Annotated in this window: 19 protein-coding genes; 7 read left to right on the top strand and 12 right to left on the bottom strand. The window is 64.2% G+C overall.

All coding sequences use genetic code 11. The annotated features are described in order from the left end of the window. Positions 1–158: 158 nt before the first annotated feature. The 4 genes from acnD to L1F06_RS12375 all read right to left on the bottom strand — a co-directional run bounded on the left by acnD (position 159) and on the right by L1F06_RS12375 (position 5,639). Positions 159–2,768 (bottom strand): Fe/S-dependent 2-methylisocitrate dehydratase AcnD, encoded by a 2,610-nt coding sequence (gene acnD, locus L1F06_RS12360; RefSeq protein WP_177491109.1) that lies wholly within the window; start codon positions 2,766–2,768, stop codon positions 159–161. A gap of 13 nt (positions 2,769–2,781) precedes the next feature. After that, entirely contained in the window at positions 2,782–3,939 is a 1,158-nt protein-coding gene (gene prpC / locus L1F06_RS12365) for a bifunctional 2-methylcitrate synthase/citrate synthase (RefSeq protein WP_129482416.1), read from the bottom strand. 93 nt (positions 3,940–4,032) lie between these two features. Continuing rightward, on the bottom strand, positions 4,033–4,920 hold the full coding sequence (gene prpB / locus L1F06_RS12370) for a methylisocitrate lyase (protein ID WP_129482415.1): 888 nt from the start codon (positions 4,918–4,920) through the stop codon (positions 4,033–4,035). Continuing rightward, positions 4,917–5,639 carry a GntR family transcriptional regulator gene (locus L1F06_RS12375; protein WP_003240010.1) on the bottom strand — a complete coding sequence of 241 codons (723 nt, stop codon included), beginning with the start codon at positions 5,637–5,639 and terminating at the stop codon, positions 4,917–4,919. The genes prpB and L1F06_RS12375 overlap by 4 nt, the downstream gene beginning before the upstream one ends. Before the next feature lie 303 nt (positions 5,640–5,942). Between L1F06_RS12375 and rloA the strand changes: the two genes are divergently transcribed. The 5 genes from rloA to L1F06_RS12400 all read left to right on the top strand — a co-directional run bounded on the left by rloA (position 5,943) and on the right by L1F06_RS12400 (position 11,124). Then, positions 5,943–6,479, top strand: coding sequence for a retropepsin-like aspartic peptidase RloA (gene rloA, locus L1F06_RS12380; RefSeq protein WP_012018498.1), 537 nt, complete (start codon positions 5,943–5,945; stop codon positions 6,477–6,479). A gap of 5 nt (positions 6,480–6,484) precedes the next feature. Further along, entirely contained in the window at positions 6,485–8,011 is a 1,527-nt protein-coding gene (gene rloB, locus L1F06_RS12385) for an osmotic stress tolerance membrane protein RloB (protein ID WP_003240004.1), read from the top strand. 4 nt (positions 8,012–8,015) lie between these two features. Continuing rightward, positions 8,016–9,005, top strand: a complete 990-nt coding sequence (locus L1F06_RS12390) for an alpha-L-glutamate ligase-like protein (RefSeq protein ID WP_003240002.1) — start codon at positions 8,016–8,018, stop codon at positions 9,003–9,005. 267 nt (positions 9,006–9,272) lie between these two features. After that, positions 9,273–10,340 carry a phosphotransferase family protein gene (locus L1F06_RS12395; RefSeq protein WP_129482414.1) on the top strand — a complete coding sequence of 356 codons (1,068 nt, stop codon included), beginning with the start codon at positions 9,273–9,275 and terminating at the stop codon, positions 10,338–10,340. Positions 10,341–10,356: 16 nt separating this feature from the next. Next, positions 10,357–11,124, top strand: a complete 768-nt coding sequence (locus tag L1F06_RS12400) for an SDR family oxidoreductase (protein ID WP_003239997.1) — start codon at positions 10,357–10,359, stop codon at positions 11,122–11,124. Positions 11,125–11,357: 233 nt separating this feature from the next. Here L1F06_RS12400 and L1F06_RS12405 read toward each other — a convergent pair whose 3' ends face one another. Further along, positions 11,358–12,005 (bottom strand): hypothetical protein, encoded by a 648-nt coding sequence (locus L1F06_RS12405; RefSeq protein ID WP_252576632.1) that lies wholly within the window; start codon positions 12,003–12,005, stop codon positions 11,358–11,360. 101 nt (positions 12,006–12,106) lie between these two features. On the opposite strand from L1F06_RS12405, the gene L1F06_RS12410 reads away from it, so the two are divergent. After that, positions 12,107–12,886 (top strand): TSUP family transporter, encoded by a 780-nt coding sequence (locus tag L1F06_RS12410; RefSeq protein WP_129482413.1) that lies wholly within the window; start codon positions 12,107–12,109, stop codon positions 12,884–12,886. A 46-nt stretch (positions 12,887–12,932) separates the two neighbouring features. Here L1F06_RS12410 and nudC read toward each other — a convergent pair whose 3' ends face one another. The 7 genes from nudC to L1F06_RS12445 form a co-directional block, all read right to left on the bottom strand. Next, positions 12,933–13,754, bottom strand: a complete 822-nt coding sequence (gene nudC, locus L1F06_RS12415) for an NAD(+) diphosphatase (protein WP_129482412.1) — start codon at positions 13,752–13,754, stop codon at positions 12,933–12,935. Continuing rightward, positions 13,754–15,433 (bottom strand): FimL-related protein, encoded by a 1,680-nt coding sequence (locus tag L1F06_RS12420; protein ID WP_129482411.1) that lies wholly within the window; start codon positions 15,431–15,433, stop codon positions 13,754–13,756. The genes nudC and L1F06_RS12420 overlap by 1 nt, the downstream gene beginning before the upstream one ends. 46 nt (positions 15,434–15,479) lie before the next feature. Then, positions 15,480–16,292 carry a crotonase/enoyl-CoA hydratase family protein gene (locus L1F06_RS12425; RefSeq protein ID WP_129482410.1) on the bottom strand — a complete coding sequence of 271 codons (813 nt, stop codon included), beginning with the start codon at positions 16,290–16,292 and terminating at the stop codon, positions 15,480–15,482. A gap of 202 nt (positions 16,293–16,494) precedes the next feature. Next, on the bottom strand, positions 16,495–18,738 hold the full coding sequence (locus L1F06_RS12430; protein ID WP_129482409.1) for an Orn/Lys/Arg family decarboxylase: 2,244 nt from the start codon (positions 18,736–18,738) through the stop codon (positions 16,495–16,497). Between the two features lie 122 nt (positions 18,739–18,860). Further along, positions 18,861–19,562 carry a DNA polymerase III subunit epsilon gene (gene dnaQ / locus L1F06_RS12435; protein WP_252576783.1) on the bottom strand — a complete coding sequence of 234 codons (702 nt, stop codon included), beginning with the start codon at positions 19,560–19,562 and terminating at the stop codon, positions 18,861–18,863. 130 nt (positions 19,563–19,692) lie between these two features. Continuing rightward, a complete protein-coding gene (rnhA, locus tag L1F06_RS12440) occupies positions 19,693–20,145 on the bottom strand; it encodes a ribonuclease HI (protein ID WP_012018492.1) in 453 nt (150 codons plus the stop codon). Positions 20,146–20,185: 40 nt separating this feature from the next. Further along, entirely contained in the window at positions 20,186–20,944 is a 759-nt protein-coding gene (locus L1F06_RS12445) for a class I SAM-dependent methyltransferase (protein ID WP_003239977.1), read from the bottom strand. Positions 20,945–21,016: 72 nt separating this feature from the next. Between L1F06_RS12445 and gloB the strand changes: the two genes are divergently transcribed. Beyond that, a complete protein-coding gene (gene gloB, locus L1F06_RS12450) occupies positions 21,017–21,790 on the top strand; it encodes a hydroxyacylglutathione hydrolase (protein WP_129482407.1) in 774 nt (257 codons plus the stop codon). Positions 21,791–21,891 lie beyond the last annotated feature (101 nt).

Genomic DNA, 21,891 nt, shown 5'->3' on the forward strand with positions numbered 1-21,891 from the left:
TCATCCGGGTTACGCGCTTGTCTCCCCTCTCCCGCTTGCGGGAGAGGGGCCGGGGGAGAGGGTCTATCAGACAACACCGAGCCGCCTGCACCACCCTCTCCCCAGCCCTCTCCACTAGGCGTGCCCCCAATGAATGGGAGAGGGAGCAGACCGCGTCATCACGCCACCGCGCCTTCGAGGAAGTCCTTGGCGAAGCGCTGCAGCACGCCGCCGGCCTTGTACACGCTGACATCCGCAGCCGTATCCAGGCGGCAGGTCACCGGCACCCTGACCACCTCGCCGTTGCGGCGGTTGATCACCAGGGTCAGGTCGCAGCGCGGCGAAATCTCGCCTTCCACGTCATAGGTCTCGGTGCCGTCCAGGCCCAGGGTCAGGCGGGTGGTACCCGGCTTGAACTCCACCGGCAGCACGCCCATGCCCACCAGGTTGGTGCGGTGGATGCGCTCGAAGCCTTCGGCCACGATCACCTCCACACCCGCCAGACGCACGCCCTTGGCCGCCCAGTCCCGCGATGACCCTTGGCCGTAGTCGGCACCGGCAATGATGATCAGGTTCTGCTTGCGGTTCATGTAGGTTTCGATGGCTTCCCACATGCGCATTACCTGGCCTTCCGGTTCGACGCGCGCCAGCGAGCCCTTCTTCACCTGCCCGTCGACCACGGCCATTTCGTTGACCAGTTGCGGGTTGGCGAAGGTGGCGCGCTGGGCGGTCAGGTGATCGCCGCGGTGGGTGGCGTAGGAGTTGAAGTCCTCCTCCGACAGGCCCATTTTCGCCAGGTACTCACCGGCAGCCGAGTCCGCCAGAATGGCGTTGGACGGCGACAGGTGATCGGTGGTGATGTTGTCCGGCAGGATCGCCAGCGGCCGCATGCCCTTGAGCGTACGCTCGCCGGCCAGCGCGCCTTCCCAGTAGGGCGGGCGGCGGATATAGGTGGACATCGGTCGCCAGTCGTACAGCGGGCTCTCGGCCTCCTTCACCGTCCCGAGGTCGAACATCGGGATGTAGATCTGCTTGAACTGCTCGGGCTTGACGCTCGCCGCGACGATGGCGTCGATTTCCTCGTCGCTCGGCCAGAGGTCCTTGAGCGTCACGGGATTGCCAGCCGCATCATGGCCGAGCACATCCTGCTCGATATCGAAGCGCACGGTACCGGCGATGGCGTAGGCCACCACCAGCGGCGGCGAAGCGAGGAAGGCCTGCTTGGCGTACGGGTGGATGCGACCGTCGAAGTTGCGGTTGCCCGAGAGCACGGCGGTGGCGTAAAGGTCGCGCTCGATGATTTCCTTCTGGATCGCCGGATCCAGCGCGCCGGACATGCCGTTGCAGGTGGTGCAGGCGTAGGCGACGATGCCGAAGCCGAGCTTCTCCAGCTCCGGCAGCAGGCCGGCCTCTTCCAGGTACAGCTTGGCGACCTTCGAGCCCGGTGCGAACGACGTCTTCACCCAGGGCTTGCGTACCAGACCCAGTTCGTTGGCCTTTTTCGCCAGCAGACCGGCAGCGACCACGTTGCGCGGGTTGGAGGTGTTGGTGCAGCTGGTGATGGCAGCGATGATCACCGCGCCGTCAGGCATCAGGCCCTCAGCCTCTTCGGCCCTGCCCGCCGCCAGCTTGGCCTCGTCGGCGATGCCACGCTCGTGCAGCGCCGAGGTCGGCAGCCGCCTGTGCGGGTTGGACGGCCCGGCCAGGTTACGCACCACGGTGGACAGATCGAAGCTCAGCACCCGCTCGTACTCGGCGCCCTGCAGGGCGTCGGCCCACAGACCGGTGGTCCTGGCGTAGTTTTCCACCAGCGCCACCTGCTCCGGCTCGCGGCCGGTGAGCTTGAGGTAGTCGATGGTCTGGCCGTCGATATAGAACATCGCGGCGGTGGCACCGTACTCCGGGCACATGTTGGAGATGGTGGCGCGGTCGCCGATGGACAGGCTGTCGGCACCCTCGCCGAAGAATTCGACCCAGGCACCCACCACGCGCTCCTTGCGCAGGAACTCGGTCAGCGCCAGGACGATATCGGTGGCGGTGATGCCCGGCTGACGCTTGCCGGTCAGCTCGACGCCGACGATATCGGGCAGGCGCATCATCGAGGGATGGCCGAGCATCACGGTCTCGGCCTCCAGGCCGCCGACACCGATGGCGATCACGCCCAGGGCATCGACGTGCGGCGTGTGCGAGTCGGTGCCGACGCAGGTGTCGGGGAAGGCGATGCCGCCGCGCGCCTGGATCACCGGGCTCATCTTCTCCAGGTTGATCTGGTGCATGATGCCGTTGCCGGCCGGGATCACGTCGACGTTCTTGAACGCGGTCTTGGTCCAGTCGATGAAGTGGAAGCGGTCCTCGTTGCGGCGATCTTCGATGGCGCGGTTCTTCTCGAAGGCGTCCGGGTCGAAGCCCGGCGCCTCGACGGCCAGCGAGTGGTCGACGATCAACTGGGTCGGCACCACCGGGTTGACCTTGGCCGGGTCACCGCCCTGCTCGGCGATGGCATCGCGCAGGCCGGCCAGGTCGACCAGCGCGGTCTGGCCGAGGATGTCGTGGCAGACCACGCGCGCCGGGTACCAGGGAAAGTCCAGGTCGCGCTTGCGGTAGACCAGCTGCTCCAGCGAGGCTGTCAGATCCTGCGGATCGCAGCGGCGCACCAGCTGCTCGGCGAGCACGCGCGAGGTGTAGGGGAGCTTGTCCCAGGCGCCGGCCTGGATCGCCTCGACCGCCTCACGGGCATCGAAGTAATCCAGCACGGTGCCGGGCAGGCGCTTGCGGTATTGGCTATTCACGGTTTCGGTCATTTTATTTACGGTCCTTGAGCGGCACGAACTTCAGGTCTTCGGGGCCTGTGTAGTTGGCGCTCGGGCGGATGATCTTGCCGTCGATACGCTGTTCGATGACGTGGGCGGACCAGCCGGCGGTGCGGGCGATGACGAACAACGGGGTGAACATGGCGGTGGGCACACCCATCATGTGGTAGCTCACGGCGCTGAACCAGTCGAGGTTGGGGAACATCTTCTTGATCTCCCACATCACGCTTTCCAGGCGCTCGGCGATGTCATACATCTTGGTGTTGCCCTGCTCCACGGACAGCTCGCGGGCCACTTCCTTGATCACCTTGTTGCGTGGATCGCTGACGGTGTAGACCGGGTGACCGAAGCCGATCACCACCTCCTTGCGCCCTACCCGCTCGCGGATGTCGGCCTCGGCTTCGTCCGGGCTGTCGTAACGCTTCTGCACCTCGAAGGCCACCTCGTTGGCGCCGCCGTGCTTGGGGCCGCGCAGCGCGCCAATGGCGCCGGCGATGCAGCTGAACAGGTCCGAGCCGGTGCCGGCGATCACCCGCGAAGTGAAGGTGGAGGCGTTGAATTCGTGCTCGGCATACAGGTTGAGCGAGGTGTGCATGGCGCGCACCCAGGACTCGCGCGGCTTCTCGCCGTGCAGCAGGTGCAGGAAGTGGCCGCCGATGGAGTCGTCGTCGGTGTCCACCTCGATGCGCTTGCCGTTGTGGCTGTAGTGGTACCAGTACAACAGCGCCGAGCCCAGAGAGGCCATCAGCTTGTCGGCAATGTCGCGGGCGCCGGGGTGGTTATGGTCATCCTTCTCCGGGGCCAGACAGCCGAGCACGGACACGGCGGTGCGCATCACGTCCATCGGGTGCGCCGAGGGCGGCAGCTGCTCCAGCGCGGCCTTGACCCCTGCCGGCAGGCCGCGCAGGGCCTTGAGCTTGGCCTTGTAACCGGCCAGTTCGGCGACGTTGGGCAGTTTGCCGTGCACCAGCAGGTGGGCGATTTCCTCGAACTCGCAGCGATTGGCGAAATCGAGCACGTCATAGCCACGGTAATGCAGGTCGTTACCGGTACGGCCGACGGTGCACAGCGCGGTATTACCGGCGGCAGTGCCGCTCAGGGCGACGGATTTCTTCGGCTTGAAGCCAGGGGCGGTTTCAGTCGAGCTCATGGTCATCTCCTTGTCTCTTGTTCTAGGTGCGTGGCCCGGCGGCAATCCGGCAACCACGCCAACCAATCCCCGGATTGCATCCGGGCTACAGCCTTATTTCTTGCCGGCAGCGAACAGCGCGTCGAGCTTCTGCTCGAAGGCGTGGTAGCCGATGCGGTCGTACAGCTCGGCGCGGGTCTGCATCAGCTCGATCACGTCCTTCTGGTGGCCGTTCTGACGGATCGAGGTGTAGACACTTTCTGCCGCCTTGTTCGCCGCGCGGAAGGCCGACAGCGGGTAGAGCTGGATGGCCACGCCGACCGAAGCCAGCTCGTCGCGGCTGAACAGCGGCGTGGCGCCGAATTCGGTGATGTTGGCCAGTACCGGCACCTTCAGAGCATCGACGAAGCGCTTATAGGTGGGCAGGTCGTAGGCGGCCTCGGCGAAGATGCCGTCGGCACCGGCCTCGACATAGGCCTGGCAGCGCTCGATGGCGGCGTCCACGCCCTCGGCCTGGATGGCATCGGTACGGGCGATGAGGAAGAAGTCCGGATCGGTCTTGGCGTCGGCGGCGGCACGCACGCGGTCGACCATTTCCTCGCAGGAGACGATCTCCTTGCCCGGGCGGTGACCACAGCGCTTGGCGCCGACCTGATCCTCGATATGCGCGGCGGCGGCGCCGGCCTTGATCAGGTTCTTGATGGTGCGCTCGATATTGAAGGCGCTGGGGCCAAAGCCGGTGTCGATGTCCACCAGCAGCGGCAGGTCGCACACATCAGTGATGCGGCGTACGTCGGTGAGCACGTCATCGAGGGTGTTGATGCCCAGGTCCGGCAGGCCCAGGGAGCCGGCCGCCACGCCACCACCGGACAGGTAGATGGCACGGAAGCCCGCACGCTTGGCCAGCAGCGCATGGTTGGCGTTGATCGCGCCGATTACCTGCAGCGGTTTCTCTTCAGCGAGGGCCTGGCGGAAGCGCTGGCCGGCGGAAAGCTGGGTCATGAATCACCTCGGGTCTTGGATGAAGTGGCGAGCGCTTCCTTGTAGTGGCGCTCGATATTGCGCTTGGAGGCGCCGATGTGGCGGCGCATCAGCAGTTCGGCCAGTTCGCCGTCACGCTCGGCGATGGCATCGAGAATGCGGTGGTGTTCGGCGAAAGCCTGGCGCGGACGATTGGGCGTGGCGGAGAACTGCAGGCGATACATGCGCACCAGTTGGTACAGCTCGTCGCACAGCAGCTTGGCCAGGGTGCGGTTGCCGCTGCCCTGAATGATCCGGTAGTGGAAATCGAAGTCGCCTTCCTGCTGGTAGTAGCCGACGCCGGCCTTGAACGCGGCGTCCTGCTCGTGCAGCTCCAGCACCCGGCGCAGCTCGTCGATTTCCTGCTGGGTCATGCGCTCGGCCGCCAGGCGGCAGGCCATGCCCTCGAGGGATTCGCGAATCTCGTACAGCTCGATCAGCTCGGCATGACTGAGCGACACCACCCGTGCGCCCACATGCGGTACGCGCACCAGCAGCTTCTGACCTTCCAGCCGGTGGATCGCCTCACGCAGCGGCCCCCGGCTGATGCCGTAGGTGCGCGCCAGCTCGGGCTCGGAAATCTTGCTGCCCGGCGCGATCTCGCCCTTGACGATGGCCGCCTGGATCAGGCGAAACACATGCTCGGAAAGTGTTTCCGAATCCACCTGGGCGATTGGCGATGTTTCCGATTCAAGCAGCATGATTGTCGACACCAGTGACGTTCAATGCCGTGAAAACTACGCTCAAAAGCGGTTTATGTCAAAGTAGACCAAAGCATTGTCGACAATATTTTTATCCCATCCCCCAGAGCGAACCGCGACCTTACTTGCAGAAAGCTACATAAGCGTCTGTCGGCACGGAAAATCCCCATGCTAGAATTCGCGCACTCATGCCTGGTCATTGCCTTTTGCCATGCCTGCTAGACTTCCATCGCAGGCGAGACCTGGCAGGACGTCGCCAGCCACCTTTTCCACCCGCCTACGGCAACCTTCTCTCAAGGACCCATGAGACTGAAACCTTTCTCCTTGTGCCTCTGCCTGCTGAGCCTGTCTTTCCCGGGTCTGGCCCTCGGCAAGTCCATCTATGGTCTGAACGAATACATTCATATCGAAGAGCTCGACGTGCTGGTTGCCGCCAAGCTCGACACCGGCGCCAAGACAGCTTCGCTCAGCGCTCGCGACATCAAGCGCTTCAAACGCAATGGCGAAACCTGGGTACGTTTCGTCCTGGCGGTGGACGATAGCCATGAGCACACCGTGGAGCGCCCGCTCTCGCGCATCAGCAAGATCAAACGCCGTGCCGGAGACTTCGATCCGGAAGAAGGCAAGACCTACACGGCGCGCCCTGTCATCGACCTTGAACTGTGCATGGGCCAGACCCTGCGCACGATAGAAGTGAACTTGACCGACCGAAGCGCATTCCAATACCCGCTTCTGATCGGCTCCGAAGCACTCAAGGACTTCGAAGCGATGGTCGACCCAAGCCTTAAATATGCCGCTGGAAAACCCGGCTGCACCAATGACGCAACCCCTGGCGAGTAACTCCCATGCGCTCTCTGAACCTGCATCTGAAAGTCCTGATCACCCTGCTGGTGGCCTTGGGCGTTCTGATTACGGCATACCAAATCTTCATTCTCGGCATTCCGGTGACCGAGGACGAAACCGACGACCTGTGGAACATCGACGCCAAGGTCGAATTCCTGGCCAGCCCGCGCGAGCCGGTGAAACTGCAGATGTTCGTACCGCCGCTGAACCAGGATTACGTCAGCCTCAACGAGAGCTTCATCTCCAACAACTATGGCGTCAGCGTCAACCGCGTCGACGGCAACCGCCGCGTCACCTGGTCGGCGCGTCGCGCCAACGGCAAGCAGACCCTCTACTACCGCCTGGTGCTGACCAAGCGCTACAGCGGCGAACAACCGCCGGCCAAAGGCCCGATCTTCCGCGACAGCATCCCGGTCGAAGGCCCGGAGAAGATCGCCGCCGAAGCCCTGCTCGCGCCGATTCGCCAGCACTCGGCCGACGTCGAAACCTTCATCAGCGAGACCATCAAGCGCGTCAACAACGCCAACGACGACAACGTAAAACTGCTGCTCGGCGGCGACGCCTCCACCGCCAACAAAGCCAAGGTGGTCGACCTGCTGCTGTCCATCGCCCACGTGCCGATGGAGCGCGTACACACCATTCGCCTGCAGGCCGAGGTGGCGCAGTCGCCGGAGCTGTGGCTGCGCAGCTTCAACGGCCAGAAGTGGCTGTACTTCAACCCGGAAACCGGTGAGCAGGGCCTGCCGGCCGATCGCCTGGTCTGGTGGATCGGCGATGGCGACCTGGTCAGCCTCGAAGGCGGCCGTCAGGCTCAGGTCAGCTTCAGCCTGAACAACAGCGAGATGAATGCCATCCGCCTGGCCAAGCTGACCGACGAGAACACCGACGCCAGCTTCCTCGAATACTCGCTGTACGGCCTGCCGCTGCAGACCCAGCAGACCTTCATGATCATGGTGATGATCCCGATCGGCGTGCTGGTCATCCTGATTCTGCGCAACCTCGGCGGCCTGCAGACCCTCGGCACCTTCACCCCGGTGCTGATCGCCCTCGCCTTCCGCGAAACCCAGCTGGGCTTCGGCATCTTCCTGTTCACCGTGATCACCGCGCTCGGCCTGTCGCTGCGCTCCTATCTGGAACACCTGAAACTGCAGATGCTGCCGCGCCTGTCGGTGGTGCTGACCTTCGTCGTGGTGCTGATCGCCGCCATCAGCCTGTTCAGCCACAAGCTGGGCCTGGAGCGCGGCCTGTCGGTGGCGCTGTTCCCGATGGTGATTCTGACCATGACCATCGAACGCCTGTCGATCACCTGGGAAGAGCGCGGCGGCGGCCATGCCTTCAAGGTCGCCATCGGCACCCTGGTGGCCGCGACCCTGGCGCACCTGCTGATGAGCGTGCCGGAGCTGGTGTACTTCGTGTTCACCTTCCCGGCGGTCCTGCTGATCCTGGTGGGTTTCATGCTGGCGATGGGTCGCTACCGCGGCTACCGCCTGACCGAACTGTTCCGTTTCAAAGCCTTCCTCAAGGACTAAGACCATGTTCGGCCTGATCAAGACATGGAAGGCCCTTGAAGCCAAAGGCATCATGGGCATCAACCGACGCAATGCGGACTACGTGCTGAAGTACAACAAACGGCACCTGTACCCCATCGTCGACGACAAGATCATCACCAAGGAGCGGGCCATCGAGGCCGGCATCGATGTGCCGGAGCTGTACGGCATCATCGAAACCGAGAAGGAAATCGACAAGCTCGACGAGATCATCGCCGGGCGCAGCGACTTCGTCATCAAGCCGGCGCAGGGCGCCGGCGGTGACGGCATCCTGGTGATCGCCGACCGTTTCGAGGACCGCTTCAAGACGGTGTCCGGCAAGATCGTCAGCCATGAGGAGCTGGAGCAGCAGATTTCCAGCATTCTCTCCGGCCTGTACTCGCTCGGCGGCCACCGCGACCGCGCACTGATCGAATACCGCGTGACCCCGGATACCATCTTCAAGAGCATCAGCTACGAAGGCGTGCCTGACATCCGCATCATCGTGCTGATGGGCTACCCGGTGATGGCCATGCTGCGCCTGCCGACGCGTCAGTCCAGCGGCAAGGCCAACCTGCACCAGGGCGCCATCGGTGTCGGTGTGGACCTGGCCACCGGCGTCACCCTGCGCGGCACCTGGCTGAACAACAAGATCAGCAAGCACCCGGATACCACCAACGCGGTGGACGGCGTGCAACTGCCGAACTGGGATGGCTTCATGAAGCTTGCCGCCGGCTGCTACGAGCTGTGCGGCCTGGGTTACATCGGCGTGGACATGGTTCTCGACCAGGACAAGGGCCCGCTGATTCTCGAGCTCAACGCCCGCCCCGGCCTGAACATCCAGATCGCCAACGACTGCGGCCTGACTCATCGCGCCCATGCCGTGGAAGCGCGCCTGGAAGAACTGAAAGCCAAGGGCGTGCAGGAAACTCCCGAAGAGCGCGTGCGCTTCTCCCAGGAGCTGTTCGGTCACGTCAGCGTCAAGCAGGACGACTGAGCCGTTGCAACGGGCTGCTGGCCACAGTGCGAGCAGCCCGCCTCCCTCATCTCATGTCTTGAGATGGCATCCCCGGCGCACCCAGCGCCCCTTACGCATCCCCCTCGCACCTGCGCCATCCTGAAAGCCCCTGTCGCGGCTGATCAAGCAACTTGATTGCGGTGCAACACGCCCACCTATAACGACGCGTATCGCTTGTGGCAGCCCGTGCGCAGCATTAGATTAGCCAATTATCTAGGGCACCTATCATAAGCAGAAGGGATAAGCATGGCGCTCACCGACCAGTCCACCCGCATCCGCGCAGGCGAAGAACTCGACGCCACCGTCATCGATGCCTATCTCAAGGCTCACATCCCCGGCTTGAGCGGCGAAGCCAGAATCAGCCAGTTTCCCGGCGGTGCATCCAATCTGACCTACCTGATCGAGTACCCGCAGCAGGAGTTCGTCCTGCGGCGTCCGCCGTTCGGTCACAAGGCCAAGTCTGCCCACGACATGGGCCGCGAATACCGCATCCTCAACCAGCTCAACGCCGGTTTCCCCTACTGCCCCAAGGCTTATGTGCACTGCACCGACGAATCCGTGATCGGTGCCGAGTTCTACGTGATGGAGCGAGTGAAGGGCATCATCCTGCGCTCGGACATGCCGGCCGAGCTGAACTTCAGCCCCGAGCAGACCACCGCGCTGTGCAAGAGCTTCATCGACAAGCTGGTGGAGCTGCACAACGTCGACTACCACGCCTGCGGCCTGGGCGATCTGGGCAAGCCCGAGGGTTATGTCGAACGCCAGATCAGGGGCTGGAGCGAGCGCTACGAGAAGGCCCTGACGCCCGACGCACCAACCTGGGAGCCGGTCAAGGCCTGGCTGCGCGACAAGATGCCGGCCGATCATCACAAGCCGGGCATCGTGCATAACGACTACCGCTTCGACAACGTGATTCTCGACCCGAGCAACCCGATGCAGATCATCGGCGTGCTCGACTGGGAGATGACCACCATCGGCGATCCGCTGATGGACCTGGGCAACACCCTGGCCTACTGGATCGAAGCTGGCGATCCGCCCCCCGTGCAGCTGATGCGTCGCCAGCCGAGCAACGCCCCGGGCATGCTCACCCGCCAGCAGTTCGTCGATTACTACGCCGAGCAGGCCGGCATCGAGATCAAGAGTTTCGACTTCTACTACACCTACGGCCTGTTCCGCCTGGCCGGCATCGTGCAGCAGATCTACTACCGCTTCTACCACGGCCAGACCCAGGACAAGCGCTTCGCCCAGTTCATCCACATGAACAAGCTGCTGGAGCAGATGAGCCTGCAGGTCATCGGCAAAACCACTCTCTAAACCCGGGGTAATCACAATGTCCAAGACCCAACTGTTCGACCTCGACGGCAAGATCGCCTTCGTCTCCGGCGCCAGCCGCGGCATCGGTGAGGCCATTGCCAAGCTGCTGGCCCAGCAAGGCGCTCACGTGATCGTCTCCAGCCGCAAGATCGAGGGCTGCCAGGCCGTGGCCGATGCCATCCTGGCCGAAGGCGGCAAGGCCACCGCCATCGCCTGCCACATCGGCGAGATGGAACAGATCTCCAGCGTCTTCGCGCAGATCAGGGAACAGTTCGGTCGCCTCGACATCCTGGTCAACAACGCCGCCACCAACCCGCAGTTCTGCAACGTGCTGGACACCGACCTGGGCGCCTTCCAGAAAACCGTGGACGTGAATATCCGCGGCTACTACTTCATGTCCATCGAAGGCGGCAAGCTGATGAAGGAAAACGGCGGCGGCTCGATCATCAACGTCGCCTCGATCAACGGCGTATCCCCCGGCGAATTCCAGGGCATCTACTCGGTCACCAAGGCCGCGGTGATCAGCATGACCAAGGTGTTCGCCAAGGAATGCGCGCAGTTCGGCATTCGCTGCAATGCCCTGCTGCCGGGCCTGACCGACACCAAATTCGCCTCGGCACTGACCAAAAACGACGCCATCCTCAAGCATGCGCTGCAGCGCATTCCGCTCAAGCGCGTAGCCGACCCCAGCGAAATGGCCGGCGCGGTGCTGTACCTGGCCAGCGAAGCGTCCAGCTACACCACCGGTGTGGCGCTGAACGTGGACGGCGGCTTCCTCTCCTGAAGCCAAATGCCCCGAACGACAAAGGCACCTACAAGGTGCCTTTGTCGTTTTGGGTACGCGATGCGCACCGCAGGTTCAGTGGTTTTCATTTGTTGGGCAGGACGGCACTGCACTCTAGCCCGCCAATCCTGGTCAGTGTGGGCTAAAGCCCACCCTACATCGCTGACAGCCAGGAAGCGCACAACGCCACTACCCTCTCCCGCCCTTCGGGCACCCTCTGCCGCAAGCGGCCGCTACCAATCCTTCAAGGCCGCTTCTGCCGCCGGGTTCATCGGCTCGGCCAGCAGACCGGTCGGTGTCAGGCTGACGCTGTAGACCGCATCGGCGGCGATCGGCAGATAGGTGACGCGCAGCGCCTGCGGATCGAACAGGAGCAGGTCACGCTGGCTCAGGCGCAGCCAGCGCCACAGATCCACACCGTACGGGCTTTCCGCGAGCTGTACGCGACCGTGTTGCGCCAACGCCTGCTGCTCGATGGCGAGAAAACGTCCGGATAGCCGCTCCAGGCGGTAACCCGGTTCGAGACCGATCAACTCGGCCAGACCTTTCCAGCGAATCAGCCGGCCATCAAGCTGCCACAGATCGCCCTCCAGGGTCACCATACGCTCACGCCCACCTTCGAGCAGCGTCACCTGATAACGCTGCGGGCCATCGGCCTTGAAGCTCAGCGTCACCAAGGGTTTACCTGGCTGCAGCGACTCATAGGCATAGAGATCGTAAGCCACCAGGCCGACCAGCCCCGCCAGCGCAAGAAATGCCAGACCACAGGTACCGCGCAGCCAGCCGAGGAACCAGCCCGTATTGAGCAGAATGCGCAATGCCACCAGCAGCGCCAATACGGCCAACAGCGCCATGGCCCAGGCCAACCCGTCGTATTGCATCGATTGCGTTCCTTCTCTGACGAAATCCCGGCATTATGCGCAGCTCGCCTCACCGCGAACAGCCAGCAGGCTGCGCACTCGCCCACAAGTCGACACTTTATATGCCCTTCGCCCTCGAACTCGCCATCGACCCCAGCACCCTGGCCATTCTCGCGCTGGTCGCCTTCACCGCCGGTTTCATCGACGCCATCGCCGGAGGTGGCGGCCTGCTGACCATCCCCGCCCTGCTCACTGCCGGCCTGCCGCCTCATCTGGTGCTCGGCACCAACAAACTGTGCGCCACCTTCGGCTCGGGCACCGCAGCGCTGACCTTCTACCGGCGCAAGCTGTTCGACCCCGGGCAGTGGCGCAGCGCCTTGCTGGCCACGCTGATTGGTGCCCTGCTCGGCGCGGTGATCGCCCACTGGATGCCCGCCGCCTGGCTCAACCAGATGCTGCCGGCGGTGGTGTTCGCCTGCGGCCTGTATCTGCTGTTCGGCCGCATGCCCGAGGCTCCGACGGAACAGAACCTGCCGATCGCCCGCGGCCGGCAGTGGCCACAGGGGCTTGGTCTGGGTTTCTACGATGGAGTGGCCGGCCCGGGCACCGGCGCCTTCTGGACGGTCAGCAGCCTGCTGATGTATCCGCTCGACCTGGTGCGCGCCAGTGGCGTGGCACGCACCATGAATTTCGTCAGCAACGCCGCGGCACTGGCGGTATTCATCGCCTTCGGTCAGGTGGCCTGGGTGCTTGGTCTGAGCATGGGCGCGGCACTGATGGTCGGCGCCTTCCTGGGCGCGCGCACGGCAATCAAGGGCGGTTCGAAATTCATTCGCCCGGTGTTCATTCTGGTGGTGTTGGCACTGACCGCACGCCTGGTCTGGCAGCACTGGGTCGCGTAGGGCGGGTGCGACCTGCCACAGCATCGATTTGGCGGGTTGCCCCGCCCTACGGCAGACTGGGCTCGGGCAGACCGAGGCGGCGCGCCACGTAGAGATCGATCAGATGGCGGGCGATGGAACGCGAAGCCGGCAACGGCGGCAGCTCATCGACGCGAAACCAGCGCGCATCCTCGATCTCGTCTTCCTGCATGACGATTTCGCCACCGGCATATTCGGCGTGGAAGCCGAGCATCAGTGAATGCGGGAATGGCCAGCCCTGGCTGCCGATGTAGTGCAGGTTCTTCACCTCGACGCCGACTTCCTCGCGCACCTCGCGCGCCACGCAATGCTCCACCGATTCGCCCGGCTCGACGAAGCCGGCCAGGGTGCTGTAGACGCCCGTGACGAAGCGCGGCGAACGGGCCAGCAGGATCTCGTCCCCACGCGTGACCAGCACGATCATGCTCGGCGAGATGCGCGGATAGTGTTGCGACTCGCAGCCGTCGCAACGCATCGCTCGCTCCCCCGGCAACTGGCGCGTCGGCGCACCGCAGCTGCCACAGAAGCGATGCTCGGCGTACCAGGTACCGATCTGCGCGGCGTACGCCAGCATGCGGAAAGTCTCCGCCTCGCCTTGCAGCATGAACTGACGCAGGCTCTGCCAGCTGCAACCATCCAGCATGGACGACGGTTTCACCTGCAGTAGATAGATGGCGTCCTCACCGAAATAGCCGATGCCCTGTTCGCCGACGATCTGCAGGTCTTGGCGCTTGATCCAGTCGCGAGGAAACAACACGCCGTTGCTGTCGGCCAGAAAATGCTGCTGGTGGTAGAGCAACGCCCAGCCGCCCGGCTGGGCCGGGTCGAGAAAGGCGTTGCGCCAGATCATCAGGCCGCCACCGGCATGCCCAGCGCCTTGACGCTCTCTTCAGCCAGATCGAGCACGCTGGGACGGGTCTCGGGCCGCATCACGGCACCGGCTTCCAGATAGTACTCCAGGCTGCTGAGCGCATCGGCCAGGGTTTCCAGCATCTGCTCCGACGGCATCTGCCCGGACTCGAGCATGCGCGTCTGGATATAGTCGGCGCAGGCGCCGACCAGCATGGCTGCCCGGCGCTGCTCGAGGAACCACAGCCCGCCACGCACCGCCTGCAGGCTGAACGGCACGTTGGCCAGGTGCATCTTGTCGCCGCCCGCCTCCAGGTATGCGGTGATGGCGCGCTTGGCCAGCGCCAGACCGGCCTGGGCCTCGTCGACCACGACGATACGCGCCTCGTTGAGCTGGTGATTGGCGAAGGAGTCGGCCTCGTTGCCCGGCTCGACCGGCGCCGGTCGAGTATCGCGCCCCTCGCCTCGCTCGAGGCTGGCCACCATGCCTTCGACATACAGCACGGCATCGGCCAGCTTGTGCAACTGCTCCGGCTGCGGGGCCGTATTGTCGTTCCAGGCCGCCACCAGCGGCAGCTGCGCACTCAGCGAGTTGCCCGCGGAGTTGAGGCCGACCATGCCCAGGGTCTTGGCCAGCTTGCCCAGCAGCGCATGCAGAGTACCCAGGGTTTCGCCCTGCAGGGTGCCACGCTCGAGCAGATCGAGCATGTCCTTGACGCTGGCCAGCTCTTCGCGAATCGCCGTGGACAGCGAACGCATCACCGCCTGCCCCGGCCCCGCCAGGCGCTGGTATTCCTCTTCCAGCAGATGATCGGTGAACGGCAGCGGCGTCAGCCCGAAGACTTCGCGCATGGCGCTGGCGAGCGGACCGTGGCTGTCGGCCAGCGCGACCAGATACAGCAGCTCCTTGAGCAGGCTGCGCGGCGCTTCGTACTGCGGATTGCTCAGCATCAGCTTGAGTTCGCGATCCAGGCGCGAGAACAGCTGCTTGCGCCCCTTGCGCGGCAGCAGCTGACCATCGCACTGCGCCTCGATGGCAGCGGCGCCGATCCAGCACATGCGCCCGCGTGCCTCGTTGGCGAACAGGCTGTCCAGACGCGCCATGGCGCGCACCATGAGCTTGAGGCTGGCCTGCGGATTCTGCTCGCGGATGAAGCCGAGCAACCCCACCTGATACATGTGGCGCAGGCGCTTGCCTTCGCTGAGCTTGGCCGCGCCATCCAGCGGCTGGGTAGCGCTGTGCGGCCGCGCATGATCGAGGCGCACGCTGAAGAAGAAGCTTTCCGGCAAAGGCTGCTGGGCGCCGGCCATGCGCAGGTCATTGATTGCCGGCAGCAGCAGCTCGGGCATCTCCTGGCGATGGGCGTCGACGTTCTCCAGATAGCGGCGCAACACGTGCAGCGCGTTGCTCAGCGCGGCCAACTGCACGTCGCGCTCCTCGCCGGCGCCGGCGGGGATATCGGTAGCCTGATCCAGCACCTCCTGCGCCAGCAGCTCGGCGCCGGCCAGCTCGATCAGATTGAGGGTGCCGCGCACCTGCTGCAGGCTTTCCACTGCCTGTTGCAGCAGGCTGCCGTTGTGACGTTCGGCGATGAAGTGCTCGAGGCTCTGCTCGGCCTCTTCCATGGTGACGAACAGTTCGTCGCGCACCAGGTTCAGGGATGTGGCTCCACTCACCATGCTCTAGGCACCTCGAGACTCGCAGCGGACAACAGTGGATACGGCATCAGTCGGCGAACTCCGGTTTCTGCTTGGTCATGTGCGCCGTCATGGCCAGACGCAGGTCTTCCGACTGCAGCATGGCAGCGTTCCAGGTGGCGATGTACTCCAGGCCATCGTCGACCCGGTGATCACGCATGTAGCGAATCATTTCCTTGGTACCGCGAATCGCCACCGGCGACTTGGCGGCAATGTCCGCGGCGATTGCCATGACCCCGGCCAGCAGGGCTTCCTGGCTCTCGTAGGTGCGATTGACCAAACCAATACGCGCGGCCTCGGCGCCGTCGATGCTGCGCCCGGTGAAGGCCAGTTCGCGCATCATGCCGTCACCGATGATACGCGGCAGGCGCTGCAGGGTACCGACATCGGCCGCCATGCCCATGTCGATCTCCTTGATGGAGAACTGCGCGTCGACCGTGGCGTAACGCATATCGCAGGCGCTGATCAGGTCGATGGCGCCACCCAGGCAGTAGCCGTGGATCGCGGCCAGCACCGGCTTGCGGCACTGGTCGACGGCAACGAAGGAAGCCTGCAGTTCGAGGATCTTGCGGCGCAGGGCATCGGCATTGCGGCCGACATCCTTGCCCAGTTGGGAACCAACCGAGGCCAGCAGCATCAGATCGATACCGGAGGAAAAGTGCTTGCCTGCACCGGACAGCACCACCACCCGCACCGCATCGGTGGCATCGACCCAGCGGAAGATCTCGATGATCTCGCGCCAGAAGTCGGCATTCATCGCATTGACCTTGTCCGGGCGGTTGATCTGCACATGGGCGATCTTGTCCGCCAACTCGACGCGGAAGGCTTGATAGTCGGACATGGCAGTCATCCTCAGCCGTGGCTCGGCAGCACAGTAACGATTTTGTGATTAATAACCGAGCAACTATAACAAGCACGCGATAAAAGTCGATGCTTGCCACTGTGACGCAGGGCACGCCCCGGACGTTAACAAGCGCTTTGAGTATCACGGATAAGGGCTTGATCTGCCGAGGGTCTTGCCCCCGGCAGTCACCTCGGGCACATCACTCCACGAGACAATCGACGCAATACTGCCCCGCCTCGGCCTGCAGGCCGTGCACGTCGATGTCGAAGCCCGGGAAGGCCTGATCGAAGGTCCGCGCGAAGGCCAGGTAGTCGAGTATCGAGCGGGTCGCGGCGGTGAAGCGCTCACCCGGCATGATCAGCGGAATGCCCGGCGGATAAGGCACCAGCATCACGGCAGCGATGCGCCCCTGCAGTTGATCGATCGGCACCGCCTCGACCTCGCCGCGCACCAGGCGGTCGTAGGCCTCGGCCGGCTTGATCGCCACTTCCGGCAAAGCCGTGTACATGCTCTTCAACGCCTTGGCCGTGGCGTTGTCGCGGTAGCAGCCATGCAGCGCATCGCACAGATCGCGCAGCCCCATGCCCTGATAGCAGCCGCCACCCGCATGAGCGATGGAGGGCAGCACGTCCACCAGCGGCAGATTGGCGTCGTAGCTGCGCTTGAACTCCAGCAGTTCGGTCAGCAGCGTGCTCCACTTGCCCTTGGTGATGCCCATGGAAAACAGCACCAGGAAGGAATACAGACCGGTCTTTTCCACGACCAGGCCGCGCTCCCAGAGAAACTTGCTGACCACCGCCGCCGGGATCCCGCGCTCCTCCAGTTTGCCGGCCGCGTTGAGACCGGGCATCACCAGCGTCACCTTGATCGGGTCAAGCAGCACGTAGTCATTGGCTACCTCGCCGAAACCATGCCAGTCGGCGTCCGGCTGCAGCACCCAGTCGGCAGTCGACAGGCTGTCGGCGCCATCGGCTTCGCCCGGCTGCCAGATGCTGAACCACCAGTCCTCGGCATCGAGATTGCGGCGCACGTTGGCCAGGGCACGACGGAAGCTCAGGGCCTCGTCGAAGGTTTCCTGGATCAGCGAACGCCCGGCCGGGCCTTCCATCATCGCCGAGGCCACATCCAGTGAGGCGATGATGCCGTACTGCGGCGACGTGGAGATGTGCATCATGAAGGCTTCGTTGAAGCGGTCACGGTCCAATTGGCGCTGCCCGCCATCCTGCACATGGATCATCGAGGCCTGACTGAACGCGGCCAGCAGCTTGTGCGTGGAATGGGTGGTGAACACCAGCGGCGAGCGCTCGTCGCACTGGGTACCCATGCCGTAGCGGCCGGCATAGAACTCATGGAACGCGGCGTAGGCGTACCAGGCCTCGTCGAAGTGCAGCACCTCGACCGAATCACCCAGCGCCTGCTTGACCATCTCGGCGTTGTAGCAAAGCCCGTCGTAGGTGGAGTTGGTCACCACCGCCAGCTTGACCTTAGGCGCGCGACCGCGTGCCAGCGGGCTGGCGTCGATCTTGGCCTGGATCGATTCACGGCTGAACTCCGACAGCGGAATCGGCCCGATGATGCCCAGCTCGTTGCGCTCGGGGCACAGGTACAGCGGGATCGCACCGGTCATGATGATCGAATGCAGGATCGACTTGTGGCAGTTGCGGTCCACCAGTACCAGATCGTCACGCCCGACCATCGAATGCCAGACGATCTTGTTCGCCGTGGACGTGCCGTTGATCACGAAGAAGGTGTGGTCGGCGCCGAAGTTGCGCGCGGCGCGCGCCTCGGCTTCGGCCAGCGGGCCGGTGTGATCGAGCAGCGAACCCAGCTCCGGCACCGACACCGACAGATCCGAACGCAGGGTGTTTTCCCCGAAGAACTGGTGAAACGCCTGGCCTACCGGGCTCTTGCGGTAAGCCACGCCGCCGCCGTGACCGGGCGTGTGCCAGGAATAGTTGGATTGTGCGGTGTGCTGCACCAGCGCCTTGAAGAACGGCGGCAGCAGGCCGTCGAGGTAGTTGTGCGCCGCCCGCGCCACCTGACGGGCCAAGAAGGAAACGGTGTCTTCGTAGAGATAGAGGATGCCGCGCAGGTGATTGAGATCGGCCATGGCCTCGGCCGGCGCATTCTCGATGGTGACCTGCTCGCCGAGGGCGAAGATCGGCAATTGCGGAGCACGCACCCGCGCCACGCGGATCAGCTCGACCATGTCCTGCAGCAGACGACTGTTCTCCCCCGCGCCCTCGGCGGCCACCAGGATGCAGGCCAGACCGTGGTGGGTGGAGGCGACGATGCGGCCCTCGGCTGCACTGGCGGTGGGGAGAATGCTGAAACCGTCCTGTTCCAGCTCGCGCGCAATGGCGCGCACGCGATCGCCGGCCACCGTGTCGGCCTTGATGTCGCGGTGAACGATGAGGACGGGGAATTTTAGATCTTTATACATTTTGACGTCCTGAAAGCTGGCAGGCCCTCGCCTGCCCATCGCCTCAGGTTAGAGGCTCCCCCTGATCGGCGGAACCCCCTGTGCATCACGCTATAAGAAAAGGTCGCAATTGCGCTGCTCGGTTATTCCGGCGCCTTTTCCAGCTGCGCCCACAATGACGGCCCACCGGCGGATTTCTCGATGGCAGCCAGGCGCGCCAGGTGCGCCGCGAGTTCATCCTCGCTGGCGCGAATGACGCGGGTGCGCGGACGCGCGGCATCCAGACGACGAATCGGCGTAGCCTGCTGACGACCGCTGCCATCGCTATCGGCGCCCTCACCGGCAAGCGACAGATGGGTCTGACCACCGGTCATCGCCAGGTAGACGTCGGCGAGGATCTCCGAGTCGAGCAGTGCGCCGTGCAGTTCGCGGTTGGAGTTGTCGACGCCATAGCGCTTGCACAGCGCATCGAGGCTGTTGCGCTGCCCCGGATGGCGTTCACGCGCCATCATCAGGGTGTCGAGCACCGAGCAGTAGTCGCTGACATCGGCACGCTCGCTCTGCCCCAGCAGGGCGAACTCGTTGTTGATGAAGCCAACGTCGAACGCTGCGTTATGGATGATCAGCTGGGCGCCTTTGATGAATTCGTAGAACTCATCGGCCACATCCTTGAATCGCGGCTTGTCGGCGACGTACTCGTTAGTAATGCCGTGAACCGCGATGGCGCCTTCGTCGATCTCGCGATCGGGGTTCAGGTAGACATGGAAGTGGCGCCCGGTCAGGCGCCGCCCCAGCAGTTCGACACAACCGATCTCGATGATGCGGTGCCCGTCGGTGACCGGCATGCCGGTGGTTTCGGTATCCAGCACCACATAGCGGTTGACGGTGTTATCGGTTGTCACGCCTTGCCTCTCTCATCTATCTGCTTGCCACATTTTCAGCGCGGCATCTTAACCCAGGTGGAGCCCCCACGGCTCAGCGCGCCGAGCGCACCTCGTCGACGCCACGGTTGGCCAACTGATCGGCGCGCTCGTTGCCCGGATGGCCGGTGTGCCCACGCACCCACTGCCAACTGACCTGATGACGGTTGACCTCTTCATCCAGCTTCTGCCAGAGGTCGGCATTCTTCACCGGCTCTTTCGAGGCGGTCTTCCAGCCGCGCTTCTTCCAGTTCGGCAGCCATTCCTGGATGCCCTTCATCACATATTGCGAATCGGTCACCAGCTTGACCGAGCAGGGCCGGGTCAGGGCGATCAGGCCGGCAATCGCCGCCATCAGCTCCATGCGGTTGTTGGTGGTGCTGGGGTCCCCGCCCCACAACTCCTTTTCCACGCCCTTGTAGACCAGCAATGCCCCCCAGCCTCCGGGGCCGGGATTGCCCTTACAGGCGCCGTCGGTGTAGATCACCACTTCATCGGTTTCAGACATTCACAGGCTCTGTACGGAATTGACCAGTCGGGGGAGCCTTTCAGGTATCGATGTCGCGGCGGCTGATCTTGGCCACCGGCAATGGCAACAGCTTGCCCATCGGCTCACGACGCGATTGCCGCAGCGGCCGTAAACCGACCACCAGCTTGCGCGCTACCAGCAGGTAAAAGCCGGCCCCCGGCAGTTGCCAGGCCTCCCCCCAACGTTCCAGTCGCCGCAGGCGCATTTGCCAGGCGAGCGACGCAAGCGGCGGACGATAGCACCCGAACCGCCGTTTCTCCAACGCAAAGCCCAGCAGCGTCAGCCAGTCACCCACTCGACTGGGGGAGATGCAGCGCGCCTGCCTGAGCCCGTCCTGCGCGAACAGACGCCGCGCGCCCCAGCCGCTCCAGGGATGGATACCCAGAATCAGCAGGTGCCCGCCCGGCCGCACGCTGCGCGCCGCTTCGCGCAGCAAGCCGTGTGGCGACAGACAGAAGTCCAGACCATGCTGCAGCACCACCACATCGGCCGCGTGCTCGCCCAGCGGCCAGGACTGCTCCTCGCAGACGATCTGCACGCCGGGCATCGGCGCGCCCAGGCGCACGTTGTGCTGAATCTGCCCGGCCTTGGGCGGGCCTTCGGCGCCTGGCCCGTAGCTCACCAGATAACCGCCGAAGAAACGCGCCAGCTCCTCCTCCAGCAGGCGCCGCTCCTCCTCCAGCAACAGCTGGCCGAGCGGCCCGGCAAGCCAGTCGCGCGCCTCGCCGATGAGCTTGAGCCACTCGGGGTCGGCCTGGGCGAATGCCTGATCAGTCATCGCTGCCTCCGCATGACAGGTTCTGCATGTCCTGTCTAAGATGCACCTTTATCACCAGCTTAGCGACCCACAATGATTCAGATCGACGCGCTGCCCGCCTTCAACGACAACTACATCTGGTTGCTGCAGGACCCGACCAGCCGCCGCTGCGCGGTGGTCGACCCAGGTGATGCGGCGCCGGTACTGGCCTGGCTGGAGGCTCATGGCGACTGGACGCTGAGCGATATCCTGATCACCCACCACCACTTCGACCACGTCGGTGGCGTCGAACAGCTGAAGAAGGCCACCGGCGCACGCGTCGCCGGTCCGGCGGCGGAGAAGATCCCGGCGCGTGACGTGGATCTGGGCGACAACGACCTGATCGAGGTGCTCGGCCTGCGTTTCCAGATCATGGCCGTGCCTGGCCATACCCTCGGTCATATCGCCTATTACCACGCCGAGCAGAATCTGCTGCTGTGTGGCGACACCCTGTTCGCGGGCGGCTGTGGTCGCCTGTTCGAGGGCACGCCGCAACAGATGCACCAGTCGCTTAGCCGTCTGGCCGCCCTGCCTGGTGCAACACGGGTCTACTGCACCCATGAGTACACCCTGAGCAACCTGCGCTTCGCCCATGCCGTCGAGCCGCACAACCCGGACGTCAGCGCGCGATTGGCCGAGGTGAGCCGCTGGCGCGACGAGGGCCGCATCAGCCTGCCCTCGAGCATCGAGCTGGAGCGGGCCACCAATCCCTTTCTGCGCACCGGCGAGCCCGGCGTGATCGAGGCCGCCAAACGAAACGACGAGCGGTCCTCGAGCGAACCGAGCGCCGTGTTCGCCAGCCTGCGCGCCTGGAAGGACCGCTTCTGAGGGCCCGCAAGGCAGGCAGAGAATTGCCGAGCGCCAGCGTCCCCGGCACCCGCAACGCCCCATCTGGGTGACCGACGGGATGCCGGTCACAAATGGCTGGC

The organism is Pseudomonas hydrolytica (assembly GCF_021495345.1).
GTDB lineage: Bacteria > Pseudomonadota > Gammaproteobacteria > Pseudomonadales > Pseudomonadaceae > Aquipseudomonas > Aquipseudomonas hydrolytica.